Origin of the sequence: Mucilaginibacter sp. AK015 (genome assembly GCF_014200785.1) — a bacterium.
Classification (GTDB): domain Bacteria; phylum Bacteroidota; class Bacteroidia; order Sphingobacteriales; family Sphingobacteriaceae; genus Mucilaginibacter.
The window spans coordinates 1,921,557-1,940,087 of sequence record NZ_JACHCV010000001.1 but is presented as its reverse complement, the minus strand read 5'-3'; the positions used below and the strand labels follow the sequence as shown (position 1 = coordinate 1,940,087).

Below are 18,531 nucleotides of genomic sequence, written 5' to 3'. Positions count from 1 at the left end.
GTATCAATCAAATAATGCGGCCAGTTTTTGCGGCGTTATGTCGGCATAGTCGTCAATTACCATGTTTGCCAGGTCGGTAATTATTGCGGCCGGGTGCGCGGTGGTGATGCCAACTACCTTCATGCCAGCGTTGTTCCCCGCCTTTAATCCCGATAGGGAATCTTCAAACACAACACATTTTTCGGCACGGGCGCCAAGGCGTTCGGCGGCCTTTAAAAATATTTGCGGCGATGGCTTAGGCTGGCTGACCATATTACCGGTGACGATGGCGTCAAAATATTGCCTTATGGGGATGGTTTCAAAAATAAAATCAATATCATCTACTCCTGACGATGTAGCCAAGGCTATTTTAGCGCCGGCGTCTTTTATCTCTGCTAAGAAATTTTCCAATCCGTTAATCGGGCGCAGGTATGGAAAAAAGGCAGCCTCGTAAAGCTGCTGCTTTTCTTTAACCAATGCCTGCTGTTCGGCTTTATCCAAATTATCGCCAAAAAACCTGGTAACGGTGTTCAATATCGGCACGCCGCTTATTTCAGCCAGGTAAGTTTCGTGGCTTAGTTGGGGCAGGCCGCGTTTTTTAAAAAGTTGCTGCCATGCGTCAAAATGGAACGGCGTGTTATCTATCAGCGTGCCATCCATATCAAATATGGCGGCGAAAGAAGCCTCACCTAAATCCTCTCCAAAGGAGAGGACTTTCTTACTTTTATTAGAAATTTTCTGATCGCTCATTTATATGTCTAAGCCCCTCTCCTTTGGAGAGGGGTTGGGGCGAGGCCCCTAAAAACCCATCTTTTCCTTTAACCCGCCATTCTTGGCCAGGAACTTGCCGTACTCAAAAAGGTTATCTATCGGCGAGCGCTGGAAAAGGTCGAAAGTTACGTTTACGCCTTTTTCTATTGCTTCATCGGTTTTCTCGAACCCCGCCGAATCGTCGTTTATCCAAAAATTCAGCACAAACCCAAACTGTACCCAAAGTGCATCCTTATAACGCTTGCTGAAAAACTTGCGGTCGCTAAGCTCCTGGGTTTCTATGCCCTCGTTCAAAATGCCTTCAGCAAAGTTTTCAAACAACTCTTTTGTTGGCTCCAGTACCTTTGGGGTACCGAGGGCACGATGTTTCTTTATACTGTAAACAGCAAAACTGCGGTTGCTTTTCAACAGCTCGAAAAAGCTGTAAAAAAACGACAAGGCTTTTTCGCGCGAAGAGTACTGCGACCAAATTTCCTGTCCGCGTATCTCGGTAAGTGTTTTATTGGTCAGGTCGGCCCAAACGCTCTGCTCAACCGCGTCAAACGATCCGAAAAAACGGTAAAACTCTTCTTCGGCCATTTTATTCTTTTTAGCGAACACATAAACCGATTTTGGCTGCTGCCCCTCGGTAAGTACATGATCGATATAAGCTTTTTGGATGCTTTCGGTAGTTGCCATATTGTTGTGTTTTAACGTTTAAAGGTACCTATAATCGGGTAAACAAATATCATGCTTATGTTATTTAAACGCCTAAGCCTAACGGTTATTTCAGCCCTTAATGGTCCGGATAAACAATTAAAATGTTTAGAAGATGTCAAATATTACCGCTATCTTTTTATCACAACTAAATATTTAGCATTTTTGTAATCGATCTAAATAAGTTTAGATCAGGGGTGTTCATATGAGTGAAAAGATTATACTGGTTTGGTTTAGGAATGACCTGCGCATACACGATAACGAAATATTATCTGAGGCGGTGCGCAGGGCTGATAAAGTTTTACCGGTATATATTTTTGATCCCTTTTACTTCCGCACCAATGCCGGCGGCGCTTTAAAAACAGGCAGCTTTCGTGCCAGGTTCTTATTGGAAGCCGTAACTGACCTGCGTGAAAACCTAAGAAAATACGACGCTCAATTGATCGTCCGCACTGGCGACCCGGCCGACGTGCTCACCCAACTGGCCGAAGAGTATAACGTTAGTGAAGTTTACCACCACCGTGAGGTAGCGCCCGACGAAACCGACGTTTCTGAAAGGGTGGAAGGTGCCTTGTGGAAAATGCAGCTTAACCTAAAGCATTTTATCGGGCATACTATGTACCACAAAGAGGACCTGCCCTTCCCGATAAAGGATATACCAGACAGCTTCGTCACATTTAAAAAGAAGGTGGAGCGCGATAGTACGGTACGGCCTTGCGTTGTTAGTCCGGGACAGATACCAACGCCCGATATTACGGATGCCGGAGCGATACCAACGCTTGAAGACCTTGGGGTGCCCAACCCTGTTGATGATGCACGCGCGGGCGAAAAGGTTACCGGCGGAGAAACAGCGGCATTGAAACAGTTGCATAATTACCTTGAAAACTGCATGCAAAGCAGCGATGGTAAAAATATACGCAGCGCGTTATGTAATTCATCAGGCCTGGGGCCGTGGCTGGCCGTTGGCTGTATATCACCCAGGCAGGTATATTGGGAGGTGGTTAATTATCACCGCGAGCACCGTTTACAAAACACCGACCCGATAATGCTTGAATTGCTTTGGCGCGATTACTTCAGGTTTATGTTTAAAAAACACGGGCAAAAGTTTTTCCGGTCCGAAGGGTTTGGCGATGTGCCCGATATTGCCGCCAACCAGGACGAGCTTTTTGAGCAATGGAAAAACGGCCAAACAGGTGTGCCGTTTATTGATGCTGCCATGCATCAGCTTAATGCCACCGGTTACATAACCAACTACAGCAGGCAGGCGGTAGCTACCTATCTAACTAAAGATATGCAGGTTGACTGGACAAAAGGCGCGCGTTATTTTGAAGAGAAACTTATAGATTATTCGCCGGCCAGCAATTGGGGTAACTGGGCTTTTATTGCGGGCGTAGGCAATGATACCAAGAGCAACCGTTTTTTTAACGCTGCTAAGCCGGTAAGCCAATTGGATGATAAAAGCGATTTTATAACCACCTGGCTGCCCGCTGCCGAGAGCATAAGCTAATGGCTGACACTGGTATAAACGCAACAAAAGCAATATCTTAGCGTATATATAGTATCATGAACCCATTTGAACAATTTACCATCATTATAGGCCTGCTGGCTGTATTGTTCGAAGGGGTTGCCTATCTCCGCAGTTTTCTGCAAAAGTTATTACACTAAAACATTCATCAGGAAATATGTACGCCGTATATGGTTTTGTAAAAAAGAAGTATGCGGTAACCGTATAATGCCATCGTGAAAAATATTACTGTGAATAACGCCGCAGCAACCGTAAAAGCTATGCCGGTTTTATAGAAGCGCCGGGCGGCGATACCCAGGTAAATGCCAAAGACAATAAGGTTAATAAGCGAACTTAAGGCATCAAAAGAAGCCGAAAAGTTGGTTTTATTGAATGCGTAAAACGGGGTGCTTATCAATGTAGTGAAAGCCGCGTAGTAGATAAGGATGAACGAGAAGTAATGCGTTGCAAACACCAGGTGTTCTGAGAAATATTTTTTACGGTTGATAAAAAGTAATGCGAACGCAGCTGCCAGTACGGGTATGAACAGCACGATAAATAATTTAGATTCGGTGCCTATGTGTTCGTTAAAAGCAATGGTTAATTTTTCAAACTGTTTGTTGTTAGTTGCTTTGGCTAAAATGACATTTTTAGTATTGAAGTAAGTGTAGGGCCTATAATCATAAAAAGCCCATAACGATTGCGAAAATATATTGAGCTTACCCGCGAGCAGGAAGAAAATAAGGTTGCATATCAGGAACAGCTGAAACGGCTTAACAAAGTTTACCCTTTTGCCTGCCGAAAAATTAACGGTAAGCATTCCCGGTTTTAATATCAAAACCTTAACCGATCTGAAAAACTTGGTATCGAAATGTGTAAGCCCCTCAAACGATTCCTCAACGTAGTGCTTTAGTACAAAATCATGTTCTGCAATAACTTTTTCACCACAAACGTTACAATAATTACCATTGATGATGTGGCCGCACGATGCACAGTTTACAAAATCAAGATTGGTTTGGTTATGCTTTATAGTTGGCCCAGGTTTACGCACATCAATATCATTAATGCTTAAATGTAATAAATTGCTAAATGCATTAAAAGTAATGTATATATTTTTAGCATTTAGTTCTATAATGCTTAGTTTTGTACCGTTTATAACATTGGTTTCTCATGGATCGCCTCAATTACATCAATAGCGGAAACGCAGCCTATATTAATACATTATATGAAGCTTACAAACAGGACCCCGAATCGATAGATTTTGGCTGGCAAAAGTTTTTTGAAGGCTTTGATTTTGGCAAAGACGGCCAGGGCATGGCGGCTGCTACCACCGAAACGCCTGAGCACTTTCTGAAAGAGATCAATGTATTAAACATGATAAACGGGTATCGCAACCGCGGCCATCTGTTCACTAAAACCAACCCGGTACGCGAGCGCCGCAAATATTTTCCGGGTAAAGAGCTGGAAACATTTGGCTTAAGCGAGGCAGATATGGATACCGTTTTTAACGCCGGCGTTGAAGTTGGCTTAGGCCCCGCAACCCTGCGCGATATACGCCAGCTTTTAGAACAAACCTATTGCCAGTCTATCGGCGCCGAATATACTTACATCCGCAACCCTATTAAGCTTAAATGGTTTGAGGACCGGATGGAAAGCAAACGCAACACCCCATCGTTCACGCTTGAAGAAAAAAAGCTGATGCTGGCCAAACTGAACGAGGCCGTTGTATTTGAGAATTTCCTGGGCACAAAATTCCTGGGCCAGAAACGCTTTTCGCTTGAAGGGGCAGAAGCCCTGATCCCGGCGCTTAATTCGGTTATAAAAAGGGGATCGGTACTGGGTATTGAGGAGTTTATTATTGGTATGGCGCATCGGGGCCGTTTAAATGTACTTACCAACATCATGGAGAAAACCTACAAAGAGGTGTTCTCGGAGTTTGAAGGTAAGAATTACGACTCGGGATCTCCGTTTGGCGGTGATGTGAAATACCACTTAGGCTTTTCAACCGATGTGGAAACAGCCGAAGGAAAAAAAGTGCACTTAAGCCTTTGCCCCAATCCATCACACTTAGAGGCGGTTGACCCTGTGGTAGAAGGCATCACCCGTTCAAAAATTGATTACAAACATAATGGCGATCATTCAAAGATAGCCCCGATATTGATACATGGCGATGCATCTATAGCGGGGCAAGGGATTGTTTATGAAGTTTTACAGATGGAAAAGCTGGACGGCTACCGTACCGGCGGTACCATACACCTGGTAATTAACAACCAGATAGGCTTTACCACCAATTATAAGGATGCCCGCTCAAGTACTTATTGCACCGATGTGGCTAAAACGGTTCTTTCGCCGGTATTTCACGTAAACGGTGATGATGTTGAGGCATTGGTTTACGTAGTTAACCTGGCTATGGAGTACAGGCAGGTGTTTAACGAGGACGTATTTATTGATATACTTTGTTACCGCCGTTACGGACACAATGAGGCCGACGAGCCTAAATTTACACAGCCGGTATTATACAAGGCAATTGAAGCACACCCTAACCCGCTGCAGATATACAACAAAAAGCTGGTTGACGAAGGCAGCATCGACGATAAATATGCCAAACAATTAGAGAAAACCTTCCGCGCCGAATTGCAGCAAATGCTGGATGAGGCAAAAGCTGCCGACAGGTTTACCGATACCATACCGATGTTTGAAGGCGCATGGAGCGGACTGCATTTGGCTAATCACCGCGAAATGATAAGCACAGTTGAAACCTCGGTTGATAAAGATACGCTCATCGAAATAGGGAACAAGTTAACGGTACTGCCAAAAGGCAAGCAATTCTTTAAAAAAATTGAGAAATTGTTTCAGGACCGTAACGAGATGGTTAATAAAACCGGCGTGTTCGACTGGGCAATGGGCGAACTGCTGGCTTACGGCACTTTATTAAAAGAGGGTTTCCCGGTAAGGTTAAGCGGCGAGGACGTTAAGCGCGGTACCTTCTCGCATCGCCACGCGGTACTTACCCTGGCCGATTCGGAAGATGAATACACCCCGCTGGAAACTATAGATACACAAGCAAAGCTAAGTATATACAATTCGCTGCTATCAGAATACGGCGTGTTGGGTTTTGAATATGGTTACGCTTTAGCCAACCCCAAGGCATTAACCATTTGGGAGGCCCAGTTTGGCGATTTCTTTAATGGCGCGCAGATCATTGTTGACCAGTATATTGCCAGCGCCGAAACAAAATGGCAGCGTGGTAACGGGTTGGTAATGTTACTGCCGCACGGTTATGAAGGCCAGGGTCCCGAGCATTCGTCGGCACGGGTTGAGCGCTTTTTAGAGCTTTGCGCTGATGATAACATACAAGTGGCCAATTGCACTACGCCCGCAAACTTCTTTCACATACTACGCAGGCAAATGCACCGCAATTTCCGCAAGCCGCTTATTATATTTACGCCAAAAAGCTTATTGCGCAGCCCTAATTGCGTGTCGCCGCTGGAAGATTTTACAAATGGCAAGTTTCACGAATTGATTGATGACACTTACGCCGATGTTAAAAAAGTTAAACGCGTATTACTTTGTACTGGTAAAGTTTATTACGACCTGTTTGAAAAGCAACAGGCAGATAAGCGCAAGGATGTGGCCATTGTACGCATCGAACAACTATACCCAACGCCGGTACAGCAAATATTAAAGGTAAAAGCCAAATACGAAAAGGCTACCGAGTTTTTCTGGGTACAGGAAGAACCGGAGAACATGGGCGCATGGCCGTATATTTGCCGTAAGTTTCATAGCGATAAGTATTTAAACCTTGATGTGATATCGCGCCTTGAGGGCAGCAGCACCGCTACAGGTTTTGCCAAACAGCATGCTGCGCAGCAATTACATATTGTGTCAAAGGCATTTGAAGCGCCTGCCGGCAAACTGGTTAAAGAAACTATCAAAAAAACAACCGAAAAAATGGCTAACGCGGGGGCAGATTGATAAGAGTTTAAAGTTTAAAGTAGAAAGTTAAAAGTTTTTGAACGCGCACACTCTCTCTACTTTCAACCTTTAACTTTATACTTTCAACTAACAAAAACACTACAACTACTATAAATATGAGTTTAGAAATAAAAGTTCCGCCGGTAGGCGAATCCATTACCGAAGTAACCTTATCAGCCTGGAAAAAAAAGGATGGTGACCATGTAGAAATGGACGAAGTGATAGCCGAACTGGAATCAGATAAGGCGACATTTGAGCTTACTGCCGAAAAGGCCGGAACTTTGAAGACCGCAGCCGCCGAAGGCGATGTATTGGCCATTGGCGCAACGGTAGCAACTATTGATGAAGGCGACGCAGCCCCAACTGCTGCTGATAAAGCGCCCGCTGCACCTGTTGCGGCAAACGAACCTGCAAAGGCCGATAGCCCCGAAGTGCCTGCCAATGGTTATGCACCGGCACCGGACCAGGGCGGTTCGTCATTAGAAATAAAAGTACCACCTGTTGGCGAGTCTATTACCGAAGTAACCCTATCGCGCTGGATAAAAAAGGATGGTGATGCCGTTGAGATGGACGAAGCCATTGCCGAGCTGGAATCTGATAAAGCAACATTTGAGCTTACTGCCGAAAAGGCCGGTACGCTGAAAACTATAGCCAAAGAAGGCGATACCCTGGCCATTGGCGCAGTGGTTTGTACCATTGAAGGTAGCGGTGCTTCTGCGCCGGTAACCCCTACACCTATTTCGCAGTCGATTGTAGATAAAGCGAACGAGTCGCCGCAAACCACACCGTCAAGAGGAACAACTTATGCATCGGGGACCCCTTCGCCTGCTGCCGCAAAAATATTAGCCGAAAAGGGCGTTGAAGCATCGTCAGTGAATGGTACCGGCGTTGATGGCCGCATTACTAAAGGTGATGCACTTAACGCGCAGGTTGAAACTCAAAAGCCAAAAGCAGAAAGTCAAAAGCCTGCCGCTGCTACGCCGGCACCTCAAACTTCGCAACCGGCACCTGGCGCCAGAAGCGACCACCGCGAAAAAATGTCGTCGTTACGCAAAACCGTTGCCAAGCGTTTGGTAGCCGTTAAAAGCGAAACAGCTATGTTAACTACCTTTAACGAGGTAGATATGCAGCCGATAATGGAACTCCGTGGTAAATACAAGGATAAATTTAAAGAGAAACATGGCGTTGGCCTGGGCTTTATGTCGTTTTTTACTAAAGCCGTTACCGAGGCATTAAAAGAATGGCCTGCTGTTGGCGCACGCATAGAGGGTGAAGAAATAGTTTACAGCAATTTTGCTGACATTTCGATAGCGGTATCTGCACCAAAAGGGCTGGTGGTTCCGGTTATCCGCAATGCCGAGAGCATGAGCCTTGCCGAAATTGAAAAAGCCATTGTGGTACTTGCAGGCAAAGCCCGCGAAAGCAAACTCACGCTGGAAGAAATGACCGGCGGTACGTTCACCATCACCAATGGCGGCGTGTTTGGTTCCATGATGTCGACCCCGATACTAAACTCGCCGCAATCGGCCATATTGGGTATGCACAATATTATCGAGCGCCCGGTTGCCGTAAACGGACAGGTAGTTATCCGCCCGATGATGTACCTGGCCCTGTCATACGATCACCGTATCATTGATGGCCGCGAATCGGTAAGCTTCCTGGTACGTGTAAAACAATTATTGGAGGACCCAACAAGGTTACTTTTAGGAGTATAATTACGAATTTTTGAATAATATAAGGCCCGGTTATGCCGGGCTTTGTTGTTTTATATGTCATTGCAAGCGATATTGCGGCAATCTCGTCATATGAAAAGCGTTCATGCATTGGCTACGAGGTTGCCGCGTCGCTACGCTCCTCGCAATGAACTGTGGTTTTATTGTGCCTTCTACACCAGTTTCCTCATTGCCATAATATAACCAATGTGCAGCCCTTCATGAAACGGCAAAAACGCAAGCGCGTCATCTATGCTGGCCATAGTTACCCCATAGCGGGTGGTCCAGGTGGGGTAAGTGCTGAAAATGCCGTTTTTATAGTCGTGCTCCAGCTGGTCTAAACTGGTTGTTAACAAGGTTTTTATTTCCTCAAACCCTGCGGCATCTACCGGGCCTTCAGGTTTGCTTTCGGGCTTATACCTTTGAAAGAACGCATCGTCAACCCAGGTATCCAACCCTGCGCGTTTGTAGCAAACGCCCTGCTGGGCGGCTACCATGTGGCCCAGGTTCCATATAATATTGTTATTAAAGCCCGCGGGTATCTTGTTTAACTGCTCCAGGCTAAAATCGTTAAGGGTGTTAACTATGTTAAGGCGCGGCCTGCGCATAATTTCCAGTTGTTTTTCTATCATAACTCAAATATATAAGTTGTATCGGTTATAGTGGCGGTGTATCCTTAAAATGGCTGCATGTGCACATAAACAATACTACCGCTTTGCTGTTATAATATTAACAAGCAGATATAGGATATTGGTAACGTTATGGCTAAGAAAATTTTAGTTATTGAGGATGATAAGGATATCAGGGACACTGTAACCTTTGCTCTTGAAAGCGAGGGATATGAGGTTATATCATCTGAAAATTCGAGGATTTTAAAATTTATAGACCAGCATAAACCCGACCTGATACTGTTAGATAACTGGCTTACCGAATGGAAAAGCGACGCCAGCGGCCAGCAATTAAGCTACGAATTAAAATCTGATCCTAAAACAAGCCACATACCTGTAATCATTGTGTCTGCGGTAAGCAACGTAGCCGAAATTGCAAAAGCCGGCTTGTCTGATGGTTATCTTAAAAAACCTTTCGATCTGGACGAACTGAACGCCATTGTAAAGAAACATATTTAACTCCCAGCCCCCTGAAGGGGGAGTTTTGGAGAACCTTAAACAAGAAAAGCCCAACTTTTATGAGTTGGGCTTTTCTTATTTAAAATTTACTGCCCCTTCAAGGGGCTGGGGGAGTCTACAGCCTTAACCCCAATCCTACATTAAACGATGTGCCGTCGGCAGGTAAAATACCCGGGCCGGGGTACATATTTATCCTGCGGGTAAAGTATTTCTCGTTCAGAATGTTGTTTACATTAAAGGTAACGTGGTAGTTTTTAAGAAAATTATAGTTAAACGCCCAATCTACTACCTTATAGGCGGGTACTATACCACTTGCACCGGTTGGGTTAAAAGTGGTGTTGTTGGCATCACTGAAGTTGTTGCCAATGTAGCTTAATATCAGGCTGCTGGTAATATGCCCGCTTAAATAGGTAAGGCCGGTGCGGTTGGTCCACCCGGGGGTGCCTTCAACTTTGTTGCCTTTTAGGCTATTGTTAACGCCATTAACGTTGACAGATCCGCTGGTATACCTGCCGTGTGTATAAGCCAGTGTATTGAACAGGCGGATATCGCTGCCCGACTTCCGGTTGAACGACCTGATGAGCGATATCTCGGTATAAGCTTCGATGCCTTTGGTTACCGCGTTGCCAATATTGGTTAAATACAGGTGGGTTACATTTGATGCATCGGTAGTGGTAAGTGTACCGGGGCGGTCGCCGTAGTAAACATAAAAGGCGTTAATATCAAAGCTGAATACAGACTTGATGTGGCCACGGTAACCCAGGTCGGCATCGTAACCTTTGCTGTCCTTCATGTTAGGGTCAACAATGGTTAGCTGGTCTGCCGGGGTAACGGCCGCGTAAATATAGGGACGGTAAGCCTGCGAAAAGTTACCATATAGCTGGCTGCTATTGGTTACCTGGTACTGCAGGCCCGTGCCAAATAGCGGGAAACTACGATTGTCTTTATATGATACCGGTACCGCGCGGTTGGCAACAAGGCCGCTCATATCGGTGTTAATAACCTCTAAGCGTGCGCCCGGCGTAACCGAAAATCTGCCGGTTATTTTTAAAAGGTTTTCGGCAAATACAGCGTAGTTTCGGGTCTTTAATTTAAGATCGATACCGTAATCTTTAACCAGGCCCAGGTCAAAATCGGTGGCGGTTGTGCCGGTACCTTTTTGGCGGCGCTTGGTCAGCTGGGTAAAGTAGCGTACCCCTGCGCTTAAGGTGCTTTGCTGGTTGCCCAATTTATACGTGTGCGCAATACGGGCTTCGGTGGTAAAGGCATCGTAGTAATCGCGGTCGACCTGGCGAGGGTTAAGGGTTTTGAGCGTGGTGTTCAGCGTATCGTTTACGTTTGACGGCGCGATGAACTGCACGCTGTTGCGCTGGCCTATCAGCGCATGCGAGGTAACTTCAAGCCTGGTGTTTTTACTGAAATTATAATTAAGCAAGATAGCCGGGATGTTTATTTCAGGGTTAAAAAAGTTACGGAACCGGTTCGATTGCCTGTGGTTGGCCTCAAATTGCGCATCGGTTAATCCACCGGCAATTTGCTGCACATAGTCTGATCGCGAGAACTGGAACGCCAGGCTGCCTTTATCATTAAACTGATATTTGATATTAGCGTAATAAGCACGGTAATTAAATGCCGCGTGGGGCCGCCAGCCGTTGCCGCTGCGCATATCATAGTAAGCATAATAAGTTACCTTACCCGCTTTGCCGCCAATGGCATTATACGAGTTAAAAAAGCGGTTGGATCCGGCTGTTTGTTCGCTTTCAAAAGTAAATGCCCTGCTGGTATCAGGTTCTTTTATCTTAAAGTTCATCATCCCGCCAAACTGGCTGCCAAATTGTAATGCTGCCGCGCCGCGCACATATTGCACCTCGCCAATAGCCTGAAACGGCAGGTTGTAATGGTTTTCGGGGTAGCCAAATACATCCGAGTTGGTGTTGTAACCGTTTTGACGCATGTTGGTTTCTATCGAGCGGTGCATATCAGTGCCGCGGGTACCAATATTTATCTGCAAGCCCGCGCCGTCCATTTCCCAGGCGTTTACGCCCGGTGTTTGTGCAAACAGTATGCGTGCCAGGTTAGCTGCAAGGTTAGCCTTGCCGGGGTTGGCATAAATTATATTGGTTTTTTTACCGGCGAAAATAGTAGTGCCGCTTACATCGGGTAAACTTTTAGCCCGCGACTCTTTAATGATAACGCTGTCGAGTTTAAGGGTATCCTTTTTTGTGTTTTGGGCCTGCACATTGTAAACGCCCGCTGTAAATGCAGCAAGCAGCAGCCCTTTGTATAAATATTTCATTATAGATTCTTAGAGTTAACTGACGTAGATTTTTAATAATGGAGCATCAGTACAAAGCATAGTAATGCCTTGCCATACGATATAAGATGCTGGAAAAGAGTTGTTAACCCAAAGTTTCAGGCGGCTGCCCCGGTGTACCGATAAACGGATCGGCAGAAAGGTTATATATTTTATTAATGCCCCGTGGCGGGATGTTTTCAAAATTTAAAAAACTGATTACCAGTTGAGGGTGATCGTATTTTACATCCGGTCCGCCTTTTTTTGCAGATGCATCGTTACCCTTGTCGGTAGGGATATCATTTATCTGTTTGGCGTATATCACGTTATTATCTATCAACTTGGTTTTTTCGTAGTTGGGTACGCACATTACGTATAGCGTATCTTTTGTAAATTTAAGCTTTACGTAATTGTAACAGGCATTTTTTAGCTGGATAGATCCGCTTACGTTCTTATAATCCGGCCATTCGTTAATGCCGGGCAAGTTTTGTTTTATTTTAAGCTCCACCAGCGCGTTAGGGTCGTACAGGTTGTGGCTTATCAGGTCGTTCATGTGCCTGTCAGATAGGTCCAGCATATAATTTTGCAGCAGCATGTAGCCACCCCAATTAAAAAAGTGGATAAGCAGCAAAAATATGGCAAAAAATCTTTTCAAGCGTTGGTATGGCTTTTTCACAATTTTAGCTAAAACTTTCAAAACATTGCATCCTCGCGTAAAAAAATAAAAGCGGGCATAATAGTTGCGCTACGTAGCGCATAGTTTAATATTTATTTATTTATTTTACAATTGTTAACATAATTGTCATAACGGCCCTGTGAGTGTTTAGAAGCCGTTTTTTTTATATTTTTACTATTGATGCAAAGCAAAAAGCGAGTGCTTTTTTATTTAGTTGACGGCGCCCACAGCGAAGTTTTACCCGAACTGATAGAACAAGGCCTACTGCCAAACATAAAGCGAATAACTGAAGAGGGTACTTACCGCAAGGCAACTACCTGTTTCCCATCAACAACGGGACCGGCATACCTGCCGTTTTTAACCGGGCATTTCCCTGGTACTATGGACATCACCGGCATACGCTGGTTTGATAAAAAGGAGTTTAAACGCACACGTTTCAATAAACTGGCCATGCGCAGTTATTGCGGGCCCGAGGCGGCATGGTTTAATACTGATATGCCTGCCGATAAACCCACACTGTTTGAGCTGATGGGCGAATCGTACAACCTGTATAACATGATAACCCGCAGCGTGCCCGACGAGTACGACCTGGGCAAAAAGGGCAAAGGTTTATTATACATGCGCGCGCATTTTAAACTGCGCCACCACCCGGTTGATATACAGGGCCACCAGCGTATTATGGAGATGCTTAATTCAGGTAAGGACTTCGACTTCCTGTTCGCGGTTTTCCCAAGCGTTGACTGGGATTCGCATTACCACCATATCCGCGACGCGCGCACGGTTGAGGCATACAAAATTGCCGATAACAGCCTGGGCGAAGTGCGTGCCAAATTAGAGGAGCAGGGCAAATGGGATGATACGCTTTTTGTGATGACATCTGACCATGGCCTTACCCCAACCACAAAACATCTTGACCTGGCCGACTGGATGACCGATCACGGGCTAAAATCTGTTTACTACCCGGTGATCTGGAAAAGCAAGCCAAAATGCGCGGTAATGATATCGGGTAATTCATTCGGCAGTATCCACTTCCTGAACCACCCCGGCGATCATGTACTGCGCGAAACGGAAATCATCGAAGCTATGGGTGCCGAACGCTTACAACTGCTGTTAAACGAAGACGCCGTTGATTTTGCCATTTACCGCGGCGACGAGGAACAAACCTTTATTGTGCACAACAAGCAGGGAAAAGCCAAAATTTCGGTTAAGGATAATGTGTTTACTTACGAACCACTTACAGCCGATGTACTAAGATATGCAGGCAGGGTAGAGGCTAACGGCCATCGCGCCATTTTAAAGGCCACGTTTAACACCGACTATCCGGATGCGGTATTCCAGATCTACCAGTTGTTTCAGAGCCGCAGGGCTGGGGATATTGTGATCAGTGCAAGTTTAGGGCACGACCTGCGTGATTTTTGGGAATATCCTGAACATAAAGGTTCGCATGGGTCGTTACACAGGTACCACATGCATGTACCTATGATATACAATCAAAAAGGCTGGAACGCGGACCCAATGCGCACCGCCGACCTGTTTGACAGTATACTAAAGTGGAAAGGCATCACGCCGGCAAGCTCGGAAGGTGAACCATTATTTTAATTATCTGCCATAATAAATGACACCAACCACGCCGCATAACGCTGAACCCGAAAAGCAGGAAGCAAAAAATGTATTTAACAAAAAGGTTATTATAAAAGGTGCCTTTTGGTTTGCTTTAATTACCATAGCTACAATTGCTGTGGTGTTTTTCTACAATAATACCGGCGATACGGTTAAGGCCTTATCACACATATCATACAAGTATATTGCCATTTGCTTTGTAATGCTGTTTATCGATCTGATGCTGGGGAGCTGGCGTAACCATATCTATATCCGTAAAATGGCTCCGGGAGTTTCGCACTGGGTAAGCTTCAGGGCAAACGTGGCCAATATGTTTATGGGGGCGGTAACGCCTGCGCACGGCGGGGCAGGACCGGCACAAATATTTGTGTACACCAGCAACGGCGTAACTTTTATCGATTCGTTCGCAGTGACTTTATTAAACATGGGCGCTACGCTGATATTTATGCCGCTGGCAGGCTTTGTGGCCATTATGCTGATGGATACTACCGAAGTTGGTAGTATGGTGCCGGCCATGCTTAAGTATGGCTTTAGTTTTTTTCTGTTGTTTTTGCTGGCCTTTTTATTAGCCTTCTGGAAACCGCTTTGGATAGGCAATATCATAAAAAAAATTGCTAACGGCTTATCAGCCGTTTTCCCTAAAAGGAGGGAAAAATTAGCCGGATGGGCAGATAATTCTTTCGCAAGTGTCAGCAAATACCAGCAAACGTGCAGTGTTATTATCAGGAAAAATCCGTTTTTGTTCCCGTTGAGTCTTGTTATCACAACAGCGCTTTATATGAACAAGTATTGCCTGCAATGGGTGTTGTTACTTGGTTTAGGCGTTAACGCTAACCTGGTGCAGGTGATATCCATACAGATACTTATACAGTTTATGATATATTTTGCGCCAACCCCCGGCGGCAGCGGCTTTGCCGAAGGTTTTATATCTACATTATTCGGCAAAATAGTACCCGCCGGTTTAATACCCATTTTTACGTTACTGCAGCGGTCGTTCCTGTTGTTTTTCCCCGCGCTGATAGGGGCTTATGTGGTGTTAAACCTGCTGCGGAAGCAAACCATGAAGAAGGACTAATACTACCCGATTAAATTAATTTTCTGCAAGTAAATATTTTTTACCAATAGCCGTAAATAATATATCTTTAATAACTAAATCTTATTCCCCTGATGAGAAAGTTATTGTTGATGTTACTGTGCATGCCAGTTTTTGCACTCGCCCAAAACCAAAAGATCGACAGTTTAAAACGTGTGTTGGTAGCTGCAAAGGCCGATACTGCAAAAGCCGATACCTACTACAAAATAGCGCTCGAACTACAGCGTATGGATCCGGCCGAATCCCAAAAAATGATAGACCGATCGATGGCTATCTCCCAAAAAATAAAATACCAGAAAGGCCTTGCCAATATTTACTCGTTCATGGCCGTACAAAGCTCGTTCAAAGGCGAATTTGATGCGATGAAGGTATACGCTGAAAAGTGTTTACAGTTAGCAAAAAAAAATAACTTGCCGCTAATAGTTGCCAAAGGCCATAGCAGCCTGGGTGTGTATTACTGGCAAACCGGTAATTACAGCGAAGCTATCAAGAACCACCTTGCAGCCCTCGCCATCCGCGAAAAAATGAAGGATACCACGGGTATCAGCGCATCATTGGGAAATTTGGCCCTCGTTTATTTTGACAACCAAAACCCCGTTGAAGCAGAGCGCTACGGGCTGATGGGCCTTAAGCTGGGCAAAAAAATAAATAACAGTAATATAACTGTAAGCTGCCTGCAATTGCTGGCTAACGTGTACGGGCAGGGCGGCCAGTTTGAAAAGGCCTTAAAGATGGACGCGGAGGCACTATTGATTTGTAAACAGCATAACGATACCCGGGGACTATCGCAGGTTTACTCTAACATGGCCAATTGCTACACTGCCATGAAAGATTACGACAAGGGGCTTAAATATCAGCAGGAGGTACTAAAATTGGATGAGTTTTTTGGCGATAAAAAACAAATTAGTGATACCTACATGAACATCAGCGCTATTTATACCGAAAAAAGGGAATTTAACACAGCGTTGGACTGGATGAAGAAAGGCCTGCGGCTAAGCCAGGAAAGTAAGTACAAACAGGGCGAAAAATCGGGCTGGCAATCATTAAGCCAGATATATGAAAGCTTAGGCGATTACAAGAACGCGCTGGCGGCTCATCAAAAATATCAGGCCATAAGCCTGGCGCTGGTTAACGAGGATAGTAACAAGCAGATAGCCCTAATGCAAACCAAATTTGAAACTGAGAAAAAAGAGCAAAAGATAAATTTGCTTAATAAAGAGAACACTATTCAGAAACTATCCATCAACAAGCAAAAAACTACCATAGCCATTGTTGTGGGGCTGCTCCTGATCTCGTTATTGGTGGCAGGGCTGGTATATAACCGTAACAAACTAAAGCAAAAAGCGCTGTTACAGGCGCAAATGCTGCATCATCAGGATATGCTGACTAAAGCAGTTATTGATGCTGAAGAGCATGAACGCAAACGCATAGGCGCCGACCTGCATGACGGGGTGGGGCAGTTGTTCTCTGCGGTAAAAATGAACCTTAACGGCTTGTTTGACAGGATCACTATACCACGGGAGGAAGACAGGTTTTTAGCCGAAAATACCCTTGCCCTGGTTGACGAAAGCTGTAAGGAGGTGCGCGTAATATCACACCAGATGATGCCGAATATGCTGCTGCGGTCGGGCATCGCATCAGATCTGAAGAGTTTCATCAAAAAAATTGATGCAGACAGCCTGAAGATAAAGCTGGAAACCACCGGTTTTAAAGACCGCCTGGAGAGCAACGTAGAGACCATGCTTTACCGTATTATACAAGAAAGTGTTAACAACGTAATTAAACACGCCAAAGCTACACAGCTTGATATTATATTGAAGCGTAATGCGGGCCAAATCAGCGCCGTTATAAAAGATAATGGTATAGGCTTTGATGCCACTAAACCCAACGGCTTTGCAGGCATAGGATTAAAAAACATCCTTACCCGTATCGAGTATTTAAGGGGAACTATTACTTACGATTCGGCACCGGGGAAGGGCACTACCGTAACGGTTAATGTACCTGCATAGTAGCCAAGTGTAATGTGCCGGCGTTTACTTGTACTTCCAATGGCGGGTTTTGCCTTCGCTTATCCAGGCAATGCCTTCTGCTAAGCGTTTATCGCGTGTTGTTTCTGTTTTAGCTTCTTCAAACCAGGTGATATATTCCTTTTTTTGCGACGGACTAAATTTTTCAAAATAGGCCTTTGCATCCGGATTTTTATCAAGCAATTCGGTAAGATAACCGGGTGTATCAGTTAGTATGATTGCTTTAGGTGCTGCCTTTTTTACAGGAGCTTTCGCAGCGGCCGATGGCATGTTTTTTAATTCCATGGCCTGGCGAATGTACCAGATCAATATATCGTCAGCTGGCAAGTCGGCAAGGGTAACGAGCTTGCCAATGCTGCCGGCATTGCCCTCATCCTGTATTATGCCATGCGGGTCGGGCAGAGTATCGGCTTTCCAAAAGCCAAAGCCGGCGTGCTGTTTAAAGGCCATCATAAAGCATAGCACACCTTTGTATTCAAAAAACGGAGCGCTCCATTTTATGGTTTCTGTTATCCCGGGCGATGCACGGTGCACCAGTTCGCGCAGGTGGGTTAATATTGGTTTTGCAAAGTCTGCCGATTTTTCGATATACGCATTAATACGGCTGTCGTACTGTTCCATGATGCAATATAAATAAATTACAAAGAATTGTCATGCTGAACGTATGTGAAGCATCTGATCGCCGACATATGCCTTGCCGATAGATCCTTCGTTCCTCAGGATGACAATGGATGTCGCTACCGCAAAACCTTTTTTACCGCGGGGTGTGATTGTGATGCCAGGAACTCCGTTATCTCAAATTCTGCGAGCTTGTGCTTATAAAACGGATCGTCGGCAATGATCTTCTCCAATATCTCTTTCGAATCGGCCTGGGCTATGATGATGCCTCCTGTGCGTGGAACTTTGCGTCCGCTCATGATGAATACATCGGCAGCATAGTATTTCTTAAGATACTTTACGTGGGCTTCCATGTGCCTGTCAAGCTCTTCAAGGGGGGCGGTATAGTTTAGGCTGATGATGAACATGCCGTTTAGTGATTAGTGACTGCTGAATCAGAG

Annotated in this window: 15 protein-coding genes; 7 read left to right on the top strand and 8 right to left on the bottom strand. The window is 45.2% G+C overall.

Annotated features, from left to right (window positions below; translation table 11 throughout):
- Positions 1–3: 3 nt before the first annotated feature.
- Positions 4–729: an HAD family phosphatase gene (locus HDC91_RS08645; protein ID WP_183550584.1), complete on the bottom strand. Its 726-nt coding sequence runs from the start codon at positions 727–729 to the stop codon at positions 4–6.
- A gap of 48 nt (positions 730–777) precedes the next feature.
- Positions 778–1,428, bottom strand: coding sequence for a TetR family transcriptional regulator C-terminal domain-containing protein (locus HDC91_RS08640; RefSeq protein ID WP_183550581.1), 651 nt, complete (start codon positions 1,426–1,428; stop codon positions 778–780).
- Positions 1,429–1,651: 223 nt separating this feature from the next.
- On the opposite strand from HDC91_RS08640, the gene HDC91_RS08635 reads away from it, so the two are divergent.
- Positions 1,652–2,953: a DASH family cryptochrome gene (locus HDC91_RS08635; protein WP_183550579.1), complete on the top strand. Its 1,302-nt coding sequence runs from the start codon at positions 1,652–1,654 to the stop codon at positions 2,951–2,953.
- Positions 2,954–3,119: 166 nt separating this feature from the next.
- On the opposite strand, the gene HDC91_RS08630 is transcribed toward HDC91_RS08635, so the two are convergent.
- Positions 3,120–4,001, bottom strand: a complete 882-nt coding sequence (locus tag HDC91_RS08630) for a DUF3667 domain-containing protein (protein WP_183550576.1) — start codon at positions 3,999–4,001, stop codon at positions 3,120–3,122.
- Positions 4,002–4,120: 119 nt separating this feature from the next.
- Here HDC91_RS08630 and HDC91_RS08625 point away from each other — a divergent pair, with 119 nt between their 5' ends.
- Together HDC91_RS08625 and odhB are read left to right on the top strand one after the other, a co-directional pair.
- Complete coding sequence (locus HDC91_RS08625) at positions 4,121–6,925, top strand: 2-oxoglutarate dehydrogenase E1 component (RefSeq protein ID WP_183550573.1); 2,805 nt, start codon at positions 4,121–4,123, stop codon at positions 6,923–6,925.
- Positions 6,926–7,041: 116 nt separating this feature from the next.
- The gene (odhB, locus tag HDC91_RS08620; protein WP_183550568.1) at positions 7,042–8,640 is read left to right on the top strand and encodes a 2-oxoglutarate dehydrogenase complex dihydrolipoyllysine-residue succinyltransferase; all 1,599 of its coding nucleotides are present in this window, start codon (positions 7,042–7,044) and stop codon (positions 8,638–8,640) included.
- Between the two features lie 170 nt (positions 8,641–8,810).
- Here the strand turns inward: odhB and HDC91_RS08615 are convergent, their stop codons facing one another.
- A complete protein-coding gene (locus HDC91_RS08615) occupies positions 8,811–9,269 on the bottom strand; it encodes a DinB family protein (RefSeq protein ID WP_221262130.1) in 459 nt (152 codons plus the stop codon).
- A 129-nt stretch (positions 9,270–9,398) separates the two neighbouring features.
- Between HDC91_RS08615 and HDC91_RS08610 the strand changes: the two genes are divergently transcribed.
- On the top strand, positions 9,399–9,764 hold the full coding sequence (locus tag HDC91_RS08610) for a PleD family two-component system response regulator (RefSeq protein ID WP_183550565.1): 366 nt from the start codon (positions 9,399–9,401) through the stop codon (positions 9,762–9,764).
- A gap of 115 nt (positions 9,765–9,879) precedes the next feature.
- Here the strand turns inward: HDC91_RS08610 and HDC91_RS08605 are convergent, their stop codons facing one another.
- Positions 9,880–12,060: a TonB-dependent receptor domain-containing protein gene (locus HDC91_RS08605; RefSeq protein ID WP_183550562.1), complete on the bottom strand. Its 2,181-nt coding sequence runs from the start codon at positions 12,058–12,060 to the stop codon at positions 9,880–9,882.
- A gap of 103 nt (positions 12,061–12,163) precedes the next feature.
- The gene (locus HDC91_RS08600) at positions 12,164–12,712 is read right to left on the bottom strand and encodes a hypothetical protein (protein ID WP_183550559.1); all 549 of its coding nucleotides are present in this window, start codon (positions 12,710–12,712) and stop codon (positions 12,164–12,166) included.
- Positions 12,713–12,931: 219 nt separating this feature from the next.
- On the opposite strand from HDC91_RS08600, the gene HDC91_RS08595 reads away from it, so the two are divergent.
- The 3 genes from HDC91_RS08595 (at position 12,932) to HDC91_RS08585 (ending at position 17,455) form a co-directional block, all read left to right on the top strand.
- Positions 12,932–14,332: an alkaline phosphatase family protein gene (locus HDC91_RS08595; protein WP_183550556.1), complete on the top strand. Its 1,401-nt coding sequence runs from the start codon at positions 12,932–12,934 to the stop codon at positions 14,330–14,332.
- A gap of 16 nt (positions 14,333–14,348) precedes the next feature.
- Positions 14,349–15,428 (top strand): lysylphosphatidylglycerol synthase transmembrane domain-containing protein, encoded by a 1,080-nt coding sequence (locus HDC91_RS08590; RefSeq protein ID WP_183550541.1) that lies wholly within the window; start codon positions 14,349–14,351, stop codon positions 15,426–15,428.
- A 92-nt stretch (positions 15,429–15,520) separates the two neighbouring features.
- Positions 15,521–17,455 carry a sensor histidine kinase gene (locus HDC91_RS08585; RefSeq protein ID WP_183550538.1) on the top strand — a complete coding sequence of 645 codons (1,935 nt, stop codon included), beginning with the start codon at positions 15,521–15,523 and terminating at the stop codon, positions 17,453–17,455.
- Between the two features lie 24 nt (positions 17,456–17,479).
- Here the strand turns inward: HDC91_RS08585 and HDC91_RS08580 are convergent, their stop codons facing one another.
- A complete protein-coding gene (locus tag HDC91_RS08580) occupies positions 17,480–18,094 on the bottom strand; it encodes a YdeI family protein (RefSeq protein ID WP_183550535.1) in 615 nt (204 codons plus the stop codon).
- A 116-nt stretch (positions 18,095–18,210) separates the two neighbouring features.
- Positions 18,211–18,498 carry a YciI family protein gene (locus HDC91_RS08575; protein WP_183550523.1) on the bottom strand — a complete coding sequence of 96 codons (288 nt, stop codon included), beginning with the start codon at positions 18,496–18,498 and terminating at the stop codon, positions 18,211–18,213.
- Positions 18,499–18,531: the final 33 nt, after the last annotated feature.